At 71.7% G+C, this 11,355-nt stretch carries 10 protein-coding genes; 5 read left to right on the top strand and 5 right to left on the bottom strand.

The annotated features are described in order from the left end of the window. Positions 1-144: 144 nt before the first annotated feature. Positions 145-792, bottom strand: a complete 648-nt coding sequence (locus ACFXB5_RS04100; protein ID WP_201851751.1) for a TetR family transcriptional regulator — start codon at positions 790-792, stop codon at positions 145-147. A 461-nt stretch (positions 793-1,253) separates the two neighbouring features. Here ACFXB5_RS04100 and ACFXB5_RS04095 point away from each other — a divergent pair, with 461 nt between their 5' ends. From ACFXB5_RS04095 to ACFXB5_RS04080, 4 genes are all read left to right on the top strand, one after another. After that, on the top strand, positions 1,254-2,147 hold the full coding sequence (locus ACFXB5_RS04095; RefSeq protein WP_385202146.1) for a VOC family protein: 894 nt from the start codon (positions 1,254-1,256) through the stop codon (positions 2,145-2,147). Between the two features lie 230 nt (positions 2,148-2,377). Beyond that, positions 2,378-5,068 carry a serine/threonine-protein kinase gene (locus ACFXB5_RS04090; RefSeq protein WP_385202144.1) on the top strand — a complete coding sequence of 897 codons (2,691 nt, stop codon included), beginning with the start codon at positions 2,378-2,380 and terminating at the stop codon, positions 5,066-5,068. 232 nt (positions 5,069-5,300) lie between these two features. Further along, complete coding sequence (locus ACFXB5_RS04085) at positions 5,301-5,864, top strand: hypothetical protein (protein ID WP_385202142.1); 564 nt, start codon at positions 5,301-5,303, stop codon at positions 5,862-5,864. 134 nt (positions 5,865-5,998) lie between these two features. Further along, on the top strand, positions 5,999-6,559 hold the full coding sequence (locus ACFXB5_RS04080; RefSeq protein WP_385202140.1) for a hypothetical protein: 561 nt from the start codon (positions 5,999-6,001) through the stop codon (positions 6,557-6,559). A gap of 33 nt (positions 6,560-6,592) precedes the next feature. Here ACFXB5_RS04080 and ACFXB5_RS04075 read toward each other — a convergent pair whose 3' ends face one another. Genes ACFXB5_RS04075 through ACFXB5_RS04065 form a run of 3 tightly spaced genes read right to left on the bottom strand, consistent with a single transcriptional unit; the run spans position 6,593 to position 9,017 of the window. Beyond that, on the bottom strand, positions 6,593-7,360 hold the full coding sequence (locus ACFXB5_RS04075; protein ID WP_385202138.1) for an enoyl-CoA hydratase/isomerase family protein: 768 nt from the start codon (positions 7,358-7,360) through the stop codon (positions 6,593-6,595). Next, complete coding sequence (locus tag ACFXB5_RS04070; protein WP_385202136.1) at positions 7,357-7,842, bottom strand: Zn-ribbon domain-containing OB-fold protein; 486 nt, start codon at positions 7,840-7,842, stop codon at positions 7,357-7,359. The genes ACFXB5_RS04075 and ACFXB5_RS04070 overlap by 4 nt, the downstream gene beginning before the upstream one ends. Positions 7,843-7,850: 8 nt before the next feature. After that, positions 7,851-9,017, bottom strand: a complete 1,167-nt coding sequence (locus ACFXB5_RS04065) for a lipid-transfer protein (protein WP_385202134.1) — start codon at positions 9,015-9,017, stop codon at positions 7,851-7,853. A 116-nt stretch (positions 9,018-9,133) separates the two neighbouring features. Here ACFXB5_RS04065 and ACFXB5_RS04060 point away from each other — a divergent pair, with 116 nt between their 5' ends. Next, a complete protein-coding gene (locus tag ACFXB5_RS04060) occupies positions 9,134-10,744 on the top strand; it encodes a FadD3 family acyl-CoA ligase (protein ID WP_385202132.1) in 1,611 nt (536 codons plus the stop codon). A 177-nt stretch (positions 10,745-10,921) separates the two neighbouring features. Here ACFXB5_RS04060 and ACFXB5_RS04055 read toward each other — a convergent pair whose 3' ends face one another. Continuing rightward, a complete protein-coding gene (locus ACFXB5_RS04055) occupies positions 10,922-11,098 on the bottom strand; it encodes a hypothetical protein (protein WP_385202130.1) in 177 nt (58 codons plus the stop codon). Between the last annotated feature and the right edge of the window lie 257 nt (positions 11,099-11,355).

Below are 11,355 nucleotides of genomic sequence, written 5' to 3'. Positions count from 1 at the left end.
CCCGCGCGCCGGCGGCGCGCGGGGGGGCCCGCCGCCGGGCCCCCCCCCCCCCCCCGCCGCGGCGTGACAGGACGTGCGGGCCCGGCCGGGCAGCCGGCCGGGAGGGGCCGGGGAAGGGAGGCCGTGGGGAGGGGCGCGGATTCGTTACTTCGGCGGCTTGCGGCCGGTGATGCCGAGGTGGACGAGCCAGGTCAGGCTCGGCCTGAGGTCGGTCTGCTTGACGCCCCAGCTCTGGAAGCCCTTCTGGTGCGCCGCGACCGACGCCAGCATGGCGACCAGCGAGCCCGCGATGGCCCCGGGGTTGAGGTCCCCGTCGATCCGGCCCTTGGCCTGCTGTTCCTTGACGGCGTCCGTCAGGGAGTTGGTGACGGAATTGAGGATCTTCATGCGGATTTTGTAGAACCGCTTGTCACCCTCGGCGGCGCCCAGATCGACCACCCTCAGGATGGCGTCGTGTTTGCGCCAGAAGGAGAGGAACCCCTCGACCAGGTCCTCCGCCGCGGTCGCCCCCGACTTGCCGGCCCATGAGCGGTCGGCGACCAGATCGGTGAGGTTCGCGCCCTCCTTCGCCATCTCCTCGGCGAGCTCGAGGACCGCGCCCTCCACATCGGGGAAGTACTGGTAGAACGTCGCAGGCGAGGTCCCTGCCTTACGTGCGACATCGATGACCTTGACGTCTCGATACGGGGAGGTGCTGAGCATCTCGCCGAGGCAGTCGAGCAGCTTCTGCCGCGTCGCCTGCCCGCGACGACCGGCCACCCGCCCGTCGACTGTGCGTACTTGTCCTGTCATGCCGTCAGCTTACCGAGGGGTGATCGGAGCGCGATTCGGCTGCGTGCAAATGGGGTTAGGGCGGGATGAGGAGGTTTGTGAACCTCGCTGAGCAGGCTGGAATGGCTGATTCCGGCCCCTGTCCACAGTCGTCAAGCCCTCAATCACCGCTCACCCACACGTGTGAATCGTGTTATCAACAGCCTGTGGATAACAACGGTGGATGACGAGGTCGGATCCGTCTCCGAGCCAAAAGGATTGGCCAAATATTTCGAGTTCCGGGGCGAGCAGACCGGGCGATCCCCCGTTAGCGTGGCAAGTGAGATGAACGAACCAAGCGGTTCCAAATGCGCGCCAACCATCTCCAAACGGGCTGTGAGCAAGCTCCGAGGTGAGCGGGCTCCAAGGTGAGCAGGCTCCAGGGCGAACGGGCTCCGAGGCGAGCAAGTCCGAGGACCGAGGGACGCGGGAGGATCCGGGCCATGGCGGCATTCGCGGAAGGCGTGCCCTGCTGGGCGGATGTGCTGCTGTCCGACCTCGCGGCGGGCCGGCGCTTCTACGGTGAGCTCTTCGGCTGGACCTTCCAGGAGATCGCCACCGACTACGGCACGTTCACCCGGGCCCTCCTCGGCGGTAAGGACGTCGCGGGGCTGGTGCCCAAGCCGGACGGCCGGATGCCTACCGTCTGGAACATCTACTTCGCCGCCCAGGACGCCGCCGCGACCGCCGTACGGATCCGCGAGGCCGGTGGCCGGGTGATCACCCCGCCGGTGTGGATCGACGAGTTCTGCGTCATGGCGACGGCCGCCGACCCGGGCGGCGCCGTCTTCGGGATCTGGCAGGCGGGCAGCCACGCCGGCTTCGCGCGGCGCGGCACGCCCGGTTCGTACGGCTGGACCGAGGTCCACACGCGTCAGCCGCGCGCCGTGGACGCCTTCTACCGGGCGGTCTTCGGCTACGGGATGACGCCCTCCGCGCCGCCGTCCGTAGGGCCCTCCAGAGAGCCTCCCGCGCCGCCGTCCGCAGCGCCCTCCACAGCGCCCTCCACGCCACCCCCAGGCGCGTCCCCCGCACCGCCCTCCGCCGGGGGCGCACCGGCCGACGTGGTCCTGTGGACGCTGCGCGGGGAGCCCCCGGACCCCCGTCACGCGATCGGCGGACGCGTCGTGATGGGTGAGGAGTACCCGGCCGTTCTGCCCGCCCACTTCCTGACGTACTTTGTGGTGGCGGATTGCGATCAGACGCTGCGCACGGTCGACAGGCTGGGCGGGCGGGTTCTCAAGACCGCCGAAGATACGCCGTACGGGCGTTTCGCGGTCCTTGCGGACAATCAGGGCGCGGCCTTCGCCGTCATCGACACCTCGACGGCGGGCTGAACCCGGGGCGAATAACTGGGCGATACGGGCCTGCGGGCACTTGGATGGTCCCCGGTCGAACCGGACGGACCCCGGCTCCGTATCGCCCGATGACACGACGATTCGCCCCCGGGTTCGCAACCGCCGCCTTCGCCAGAGAGAATGCAGGATGCGTGCCGCCGGTTGGTTTGTCGGTGAGACGCTGCACGGGGCTGTATTTTTTCAAGCCCCCACGGGGAGGTGGCAGGCAAGTGGTGGAGCAGCTGACGCAGCACGATCCGAGGCGGATCGGCCCTTTCGAGGTGCTCGGCCGTCTCGGCGCGGGCGGCATGGGGCTGGTCTATCTGGCCCGCTCGGCATCGGGCCGACGGGTCGCGATCAAGACGGTCCGGACCGAGCTCGCCGAGGACCAGCTGTTCCGTGTCCGATTCACCCGTGAGGTGGAGGCGGCCCGCGCGGTCAGCGGGTTCTATACGGCCGCGGTCGTGGACGCCGATCCGCGCGCCGCGGTGCCGTGGCTGGCCACGGCCTATGTGCCCGCGCCCTCCCTCGAGGAGATCGTCAACGAGTGCGGGCCGATGCCGGCCCAGGCGGTGCGCTGGCTGGCGGCCGGGGTCGCCGAGGCGCTGCAGTCCATCCATGGCGCGGGCCTGGTCCACCGGGATCTGAAGCCGTCCAATGTGCTGGTCGTCGAGGACGGCCCGCGCGTGATCGACTTCGGTATCGCCTCCGGTGTCTCGAACACCCGGCTGACGATGACCAACGTCGCGGTCGGCACCCCCGCCTATATGTCCCCCGAACAGGCGCGCGACTCGCGCAGTGTGACGGGCGCGAGTGACATCTTCTCGCTCGGCTCGACCCTGACCTTCGCGGCCACCGGGCATGCCCCCTTCCACGGCGCCAACCCGGTGGAGACCGTGTTCATGCTGCTGCGCGAGGGCCCTGACCTGGCCGGGCTGCCCGATGAGCTGCGGCCGCTGATCGAGTCGTGCATGCAGATGGAGCCCGAGCGGCGGCCGTCCCCGGCCGATCTGCAGTCCCAGCTGGCACCGCATCTGTTCGCCTCCAACGCCGACGACAGCGGTACGGCCTCGGCCTGGCTGCCGCCCGGCGCCGTCGCGCTCATCGAGCGCAAGCGCAGCGGCCGCAACCAGGTGCGCGGCTCCTCCCGGCCCGCGGCCGGAGGCGGCCGCCCCAGCGGGCACGCCGGAGACGCGGGCAACGCCGGAAGCGCCGCGAGCGCGGGCAGCCGCCCGTCCGCGCCGCTCCCGCCGGAGCGTCCGCCCACGCCGCCGCCCTCGTACGCCCCCGCCGCGGGAGCCGCCCCGGACGGCCATGGCGGGCGGCACGGCGCGGCCGCGGGCGGGCCCGTCGGTCCGAGCGGCTGGGAGCCCGTGGGTGTGGGCGATCCGCGCGGCGGCCTGCGCGCGCCGGAGGCCGCGAGCCCGCCCAGCGCGCTGGGCTCCATCGGACCCGGGCGGCATGCCGCCCCGTCCGCCGCTGCCCCGCCCGCCGCCGCTGCCCCGCCCGTCGCCGCGGCGCCCGCTCCGGCGCCCGCCGGGGCCGACGGGTCGGTGCGGCTGCCCGGTTCGCAGGTGCCGATCGGCCCGGGGCTCCGGGCCGCCGACGCGCGGGACCCGCAGGCGCAGCACGGCACCGGGCCCGCCACCGGCTGGGTACGCCCGCCGGCCGGGGTGACGAGCGGAGGGCTGAACGGGGGCGACGGCATGGCCGCCGTCCCGCCGCCGACCCACTCCCCGTCGGCCGAGCCGCCCGAGCCGCCCGGTGGAGCCGGGCACGGCCGCTGGCGCCCGTGGCGGTTCCGCATGTCCAACGACGTATGGGGCACCCCGGCGGTCGCCGGCGAGCTGCTGTACGTGACCTCGTTCGAGGTGCACGCGCTGGACGTGGGCACCGGCCGGCGCCAGTTCAAGACCCGCGACGTGGCATGGGCGATGGCCGTGGCGAACGGCCGGATCCACGCCTCCGACGGCCCCACGCTGTACGCGCTGGACGCGGAGGACGGCGCCGAGCGCTGGCGGCTGTCGACCGATGGCTGGGTCTACTCCCTGAAGGTCGACCGCGGCACGGTCGTCACCGGCACGCGCGGCGGTGGCGTCCAGGCGTGGGAGGCGGCCAACGGCGAGCTGCTGTGGGAGATGCAGGGCCTCCAGACCGACTTCGAGACGCCCGAGTCCGGCCCGGCCGTTCACGACGGCACGGTGTATGTGTGGGCGGACGCGCGGCTGCGCGCCCTGGAGGCGCGCACCGGCGCGGAGCGCTGGTCGTATCCGGTGGGGGACGCGGCGTCGTGCGGCGGGGTGCCGCTGCGTCTGCTGGCGGCGCCCGACGGGGTGGTCTACGTCTCGGCGGGGACGCGGGTGCTCGCGCTCGACATCGCCCGCGGGGATGTGCGGTGGCGTTTCGAGGCGCCCGCCGTCTTCCTGTGCGCCCCCGCGTACGCGCCGGGGCCCGCGGTGACCGGCGGCGGTATCTACATCGCCGACTATCTGGGCACGGTGTACGCGCTGGACGCGGCGAACGGCCGCGACCGCTGGCGCATCGCCACCGAGGCCCGGCAGTCGATCGAGCCGGTGCTGGTGGCCGACGGCTCGGTCCATCTGGGCAGCGGCAGCGCGCTCTACACGCTCGACGCGGTCACCGGCACGCCCAAGTGGCGGTTCGCGGCGGGCGGTGAGGTGATCGGCTCGCCGGTGGTCGCCGACGGCCGGGTCCACTTCGGCTCGGCCGACCACTGCCTCTACACGGTGGACGCGGCGGGCGGACAGCTGCGCTGGAAGCTGGCGACCGGCGGCGAGATCACCGGGTCCCCGGTGGCCGCCGGGGGCGTGGTGTACGCGTGCAGCAAGGACCGCTGTGTCTACGCGCTGGACGCGGTCAAGGGCACGGGCCAGTCCCGCCCGTCGGGCGGCCGGGCCTGATCGATCCCCGGGTGACGCGACAAGACGGCCACGCGACGGGGCGGCGGTGTGGCGAGGCGGCGACGCGACGCGACGAGGCGGTGACGCGGTCACGCGGCGGCGCACCGGAGACAGCAGGTCGCAGGCCGTGTCCCTGACAATTGCTGCTACGGTTGCGGGCGTTCATCGACCTCCTGGGAGCCGGGAGGTCGATGGGTAAGTCTGCGCGGTCTTCGGGGGAACGGGGTCTGTGATGCGGCGTGGTCTACGGCTGGCGGCCGTGCTCACCGTGGTGCTGGTGGCGCTCACCGGGTTCAAGGGGCGTGGCCATGGCCACGGGGGTGGCGGAGGCGGCTGCTCCAGTTCGTCCTCGCACCACTCGTCGGGGTCGGGCTCCGGTTCCGGCTCGGGTGGTTACTCGGATTCCGACGACGAGAGCTCCACCACCGGTTCGGGCTCCGGCGGCTCGCGCTACCGCGACTACGACGATGACGACTACGGCGACAGCGCCTCCAGCGGCTCGTCGGGCGGCTCGGCGTCGTCCTACGAGCCCCAGGCGACGGTCGTCGCCTGTGCCGAAAAGGGCAAGGACAAGAGCGGCCGTCCGGCGGCGACCGTGAAGGTGCGCAACCGCTCGGGCACGGCCGGGACCTACCTGGTGGACATGAACTTCCAGGACCGGGGCGGCATGACCCTCACCTCCGGCCGCGCCGATGTACGGGTCCCCGCGGGGAAGTCGCGGACCGTAAGGGTGCCGCTCGACGAGCCCTCGGTTGTGGGAACCGTGGTGCGGTGCGAGGTCGTCTCCGTCCTCTGAGAGCCGGGACAGGCGCGCTGACATGTGACTTTGGGGTAGGAAAACCCGTTGCTAGGGTGGCGTGCACTTGTCAACAGGCTGCACTTGGCTTGAATGTGTCTTTCAACGGGGGTAATACCATGCAACGCCGCTCCATGCGCATATGCGCCATCGCCCTGGTCGGGCTCATCGCGCTGACCGGCTGCGGAAAGAAGAAGGGCGGAAGCCACGACGGCGGCCTCGGGGGCTTTGTCTCGGGCGGGAGCGGGGGCAACGACAACCCGGCGTCCGGTCCCACCGACCTGCCCACGGACCTCCCCAGCGGCATGCCCACCGATCTGCCCAGCGGCGCGCCCTCCGATCTGCCGTCCTACGACGCCCCCACGCCCTCCTACACCTACTCCGCGCCGCCCACCTACAACTCGGACGGCACGAACGACATCACCGCCACCGGCTGCGACTACGACGAGTCGAGCCGTTCGTTCCAGTACACCCTCAACCTCAGGAACCCCGAGACGCAGTCCATGCACTACTCGATCACCATCGAGTGGGAGGACCAGAACGGCGGCAGCCTGCTGGGCTCCGACTACAAGTCCGTCACCGTGGCGTCCGGCAGCAGCCAGACCCTCAGCGCCACCTCCTACCGCACCCTCACCCAGCAGACGTCCTTCACCTGCAAGGTCACCTCGGCGCTCAAGTACCCGAGCTCCACCTGAGGCCCTGGGCCGATCGGTACGAGGCGGACGGCCTCACCGCGTACGGAAGCCGGGCGTGCGGGTCGCGAAGAGCGCGGCCTGGCGCTCCGGCGGCAGATTGCCCAGCGCGATCAACTGCGGGGCGTGCGCGAGCGCCTGGGCCAGCGCCGCCTCCTTCGCCGCCCATAGCGCCCTTACGGTGCCCTGAACCGCCTCCGTCGGGTACGACGCGATGACCGACGCGGCGCGGATGGCCGCCGTAAGGGCCTCACCGGCCGGGGCCACCTCGCTGACCAGGCCCGTCTCATACGCCCGTCGGGCCGAGAGCCGTTCCGCCGTTCCCATCAGCGCCATCCGCGCGACCTCGCCCATGGGCATCCGCTGCGCCATGTAGACGGCCTCATAGGCGCTGACCATCCCATAGCTGGTGTGTGGGTCGAAGAAGGCCGCCGTCTCGTCGGCGACGATGAACTCGGCCTCGCCCAGCAGATAGAACGCCCCGCCGCAGGCCATCCCGGCCACCGCCGCGACCACCGGCTTCCACAGGTCGTTCGCCTTGGGCCCGACGGTGCGCAGTGGATCGTCCATCGCGTAGGGCGACGGTGGCTGCGCGACCTCCACCGAGCGGTCGATGCCGGTGCTGAAGGCCCGGCCGCCCGCGCCGGTGAGGACGACGGCCCGGACCGCGTCGTCCTGGCGGAAGCGCCGCCATGCGGCGGTCAGTTCCGAGACCGTCTCCAGGTCGATGGCGTTGTGCCGCTCGGGCCGATCGAGGGTGACGACCGCGACGCCGTCCTCCGCCACCCGTATGCGGACCGTCATGGCCGCTCCAGCAGCCAGCGCACCACCGTGAGCCCGCCCTCCGCCTCATGGAAGGCGGCCTTCACGGGCGCGCCGATGCGGATCCGCTCCGGCGGGACCGAGTTCAGCGCGGCGTCCGCGGAGGCGACCAGATTGCCCACCAGCCGGATGCGCGGGGCGTCCGCGAGCTCCACGAGGACGACGTTGTACGGCGCCTGTGCCGCGTAGGCGGGCAACAGCGGGGGATGGGGCAGCACATACGACCAGATCCGGCCACGGCCGCTCATCTTTTTCCACAGGCTCTCGAAGGACTGGCAGTGCGGGCAGCAGGGCCGGGGCGGAAAGCGCGGTTCGCCGCAGTCGGCGCAGCACTGGACGCGCAGTTCGCCGCGCGCCGCGTAGGCGAAGAAGGGCGCCCCGTCGTCGTCGGGCACGGGCGCCAGCAGCCCATCGGCCGGGTCGCCCCCGCCACTCGCGGCCCTCGTCGTTTCCGTTTGTGTCATGCCGTCGTTCAACTCCTCAGCAGCAGAGCCGATGTGGGAACCCCTTCACCCGCCGTGACCAGGCAGGTCGTGGCGCCGGGGACCTGGGCGGTGCCGTTGCCGCGCAGCTGTCTGACGCCCTCGGTGATGAGGTTGAAGCCATGGACGTACGCCTCGCTGAGGCCGCCCCCGCCGGTGTTGAGCGGCAGCCGTCCGCCGATCTCCAGCGCGCCGCCCTCGGTGAAGGCGGCGCCCTCGCCGCGGGCGCAGAAGCCGTAGCCCTCCAGGGAGAGCGGGATCAGTGCGGTGAACGCGTCGTAGATCTGTGCGACATCCACGTCCTGTGGCCCGAAGTCGGCGGTTTTCCACAGCCGGCGGGCGGCGGTCCAGGAGGGGCCGGTCAGTGGGTCGTCGTTCCAGTAGTTGACCATCCCGTGGTGCTGGGCGGGCAGCCCCTGGGCGGCGGAGTGGACGTACACGGGCCGGTGCCGGCAGTCGCGCGCCCGCTCGGCCGACACCAGCACACAGGCCAGGGCGCCATCGGTCTCCAGGCAGTTGTCGAAGAGGCAGAGCGGTTCGCTGATCCATCGCGCGGTCATATACATCTCGCGGGTCAGCGGGCGGTCGTACATCATCGCGGCGGGGTTCTGGTTGGCCCGGTTGCGGCAGGCCAGCGCCACATTGAACAAGTGATCGCGGGTCGCGCCGTACTCATGCATATAGCGCCGGGCCAGCAGCCCGATCTCATCGGCCGGGCGCAGCAGCCCGTACGGCCGGGTCCACTGGGCCGGGGTGGGCAGCTGCACCTGGGTGTTGGTCCAGGGGCGCCGCCCGCTGCCGCGTTTGCGGGACCGCCAGGCCACTCCGACGCTCGCCTGCCCGGTGGCGATCGCGGCGGCCAGGTGCGCGACGGTCGCACACGAACCGCCGCCCCCGTACCCGACCTTGCCGAAGAAGGTCACGTCCCCGGCGCCGATGGCCTTGGCGATCTCGACCTCGTCGGTCTCCTCCATGGTGTACGAGGCGAAGGCGTCCACCTCGGACGGGGCGATGCCCGCGTCGTCGAGCGCGGCGAGGATCGCCCGGCAGGCGAGGGTCTTCTCGGACTCTGGGAGGCGTTTGGCGAAGGGGGTCTGCCCGATACCGGCTATCGCCGTCGCGTCCTTCAAGGCCGCCGTCGCCCTTGTCGCCCCCATGGCCACCTCCGTGGTCGCGTTCACCGGTGCTGACAGCGGGGAAGGCTACCGCTAATCTGACGGGTAGTCAGCTACTGGGGTCGTCCGTCCCGGGTTCCGGGGAGGGGAGCGGTCCGATGGAACCGATGAAGCAGGGGCACACCATCCCGGCCCTGATCCGGGCGGCGGTCGAGCGGTACGGCCCGGACGAGGCCGTCGTCGAGGGCCGCGCCCGGATCTCGTACGCGGAACTCGGCGCCCGGATCGAGCGCGCCGCGGCCGCGTGCGTCGCCTCGGGCCTCGAACCGGGCGACCGCGCCGCGATCTGGGCGCCCAACACCACCGACTGGATCGTGGCGGCGCTCGGCGCGGTCACCGCGGGCGGGGTGCTGGTCCCGGTCAACACCCGCTTCAAGGGCGGCGAGGCGGCGTATGTGCTGCGCCGCACCCGGGCCACGCACCTGTTCATCACGGGCACCTTCCTGGGCACCTCGTATGTGGCGTCCCTGCGCCGGGCGGCGGGGCAGGGGCCGGGTCACGGCCCCCTGCCCGGCCTGCCCTATCTGCGGGAGGTGGTCGTCCTCGCGGACAACGGCCCGGAGGACTTCCGCACCTGGAAGGACTTCCTGGCGCTGGGCGACGCCGTGCCGCCGGAGGAGGTCCGCTCCCGGGCGCAGGCGGTGCGCCCCGCGGACCCCTCCGACATCACCTTCACCTCCGGCACCACCGGTCACCCCAAGGGCGTCGTAACCAGGCACTCCCAGACCGTGCGGGTCTTCGACACCTGGAGCGAGATCACGGGGCTGACGGCGGGCGATCGCTATCTCATCGTGAACCCGTTCTTCCACACCTTCGGCTACAAGGCGGGCATCATCGCCTGTCTGAGCCGCGGTGCGACGATGGTGCCGCAGCCGGTGTTCAGCGTGGAGACGGCCCTGGCCAATATCGCCGCCGAGCGCGTCACCGTACTCCCCGGCCCGCCCACCCTCCACCAGTCCCTGCTCGACCACCCCGCCCGCGCCGCCCACGACCTGTCCACCCTGCGCCTGGTCGTCACCGGCGCCGCCGTGGTCCCGCTGCAACTGGTGGAGCGCCTGCGCTCGGAGCTCGGGGTCGCCACCGTGCTGACGGCGTACGGTCTGACGGAGGCGTCCGGCACCGTCACGATGTGCCGCCGCGGCGACCCGCCCGAGGTCATCGCGGGCACGGCGGGCCGCGCGATCCCGGACACCGAAATCAAGATCGCCACGGCCACCGGACGTGAACTCCCCCCGGGGCGACCGGGCGAGGTCTGGGTCCGCGGCTACCACGTCACATCCGGCTACTTCGAGGATCCGATCGCCACGTCCCGCACCATCACCCCCGATGGCTGGCTGCGGACGGGCGATGTCGGGGTGATGGACGAGCAGGGCAATCTGCGCATCACCGATCGCATCAAGGACATGTTCATCGTCGGCGGCTTCAACGCCTATCCCGCCGAGATCGAGCAACTCATCGCCCGCCACCCGGATGTGGCCGACGTCGCCGTGATCGGCATCCCCGATCCGCGCCTGGGCGAGGTGGCCAAGGCGTACGCGGTCCGCCGCCCGGACTCGACGCTGACGGCGGACGACCTGATCGCCTGGTCGCGCCGCGAGATGGCCAACTACAAGGTGCCCCGGCAGGTGGAGTTCCTCCCCGAACTGCCGCGCAACGCCAGCGGCAAGGTCCTCAAGGCGAAGCTGCGGGCGGGGCGGTCACTGTCCTAGGGACCTAGTGGCCTAGGGACCTGGTGGTCTAGTGGCCTGGTGGTCTAGTGGCCTGGTGGTCTAGTGGCCTGGTGGTCTACGGACCTGGTGGTCTAGGGACCTGGTGGCCCCAGGGCCCGCTGCCCCGGGAGCGGCAAGGGACGAGGGGCCGAGCGCTCCGGCCCGGCCCCTCACCGCTCACCGGGGGGCGACAGGCATGTGCTCGTCCTGCACGCTCAACAGACCCCCCTGCTCGGCCGTTACGGACTGGCCGGGCGACGGCATGTGCTCGTCGGCGAGGGCCGGGGCCGAGGCGCCGAGGGCGGCGGCCGTTGCGATGGCGAACACGACGAGGATCTTCTTTGTTCTGGTCATATGACTCTCCATGAGAAGCAAGATTGCTATCCAAAAAGAAATCTAATGATGAAGTGCCCGTTTGTAAGCCATTCTCACCGAAAATGGGTTCGACTTGAGGAAATACCTCGTCATGGCGACCCACGCGACAGCAGGGATCGGCGGGGGGGGGGGGGGGGGGTTGTTGACCAAGCCCGACCCCCGGGGCACCACTCGGTGGAGCCCCACCCCCGGCCCGCGGTCAGCCCCACCCGCGGGCACCCCCAACCCCGGATACG

The organism is Streptomyces sp. NPDC059455 (assembly GCF_042750115.1).
Classification (GTDB): domain Bacteria; phylum Actinomycetota; class Actinomycetes; order Streptomycetales; family Streptomycetaceae; genus Streptomyces; species Streptomyces endocoffeicus.
Note: the sequence above shows the minus strand (reverse complement) of the source record. Positions and strands in the feature narration are given on the sequence as shown.

What these genes read in the sequence shown, in the direction of transcription:
- ACFXB5_RS04055 (WP_385202130.1), bottom strand. Translation starts at nt 11,098, where the DNA reads ATGACCAGAACAAAGAAGATCCTCGTCGTGTTCGCCATCGCAACGGCC.
- ACFXB5_RS04095 (WP_385202146.1), top strand. Translation starts at nt 1,254, where the DNA reads ATGGCGGCATTCGCGGAAGGCGTGCCCTGCTGGGCGGATGTGCTGCTG.
- ACFXB5_RS04080 (WP_385202140.1), top strand. Translation starts at nt 5,999, where the DNA reads ATGCGCATATGCGCCATCGCCCTGGTCGGGCTCATCGCGCTGACCGGC.
- ACFXB5_RS04060 (WP_385202132.1), top strand. Translation starts at nt 9,134, where the DNA reads ATGGAACCGATGAAGCAGGGGCACACCATCCCGGCCCTGATCCGGGCG.
- ACFXB5_RS04085 (WP_385202142.1), top strand. Translation starts at nt 5,301, where the DNA reads ATGCGGCGTGGTCTACGGCTGGCGGCCGTGCTCACCGTGGTGCTGGTG.
- ACFXB5_RS04065 (WP_385202134.1), bottom strand. Translation starts at nt 9,017, where the DNA reads ATGGGGGCGACAAGGGCGACGGCGGCCTTGAAGGACGCGACGGCGATA.
- ACFXB5_RS04100 (WP_201851751.1), bottom strand. Translation starts at nt 792, where the DNA reads ATGACAGGACAAGTACGCACAGTCGACGGGCGGGTGGCCGGTCGTCGC.
- ACFXB5_RS04070 (WP_385202136.1), bottom strand. Translation starts at nt 7,842, where the DNA reads ATGACACAAACGGAAACGACGAGGGCCGCGAGTGGCGGGGGCGACCCG.
- ACFXB5_RS04075 (WP_385202138.1), bottom strand. Translation starts at nt 7,360, where the DNA reads ATGACGGTCCGCATACGGGTGGCGGAGGACGGCGTCGCGGTCGTCACC.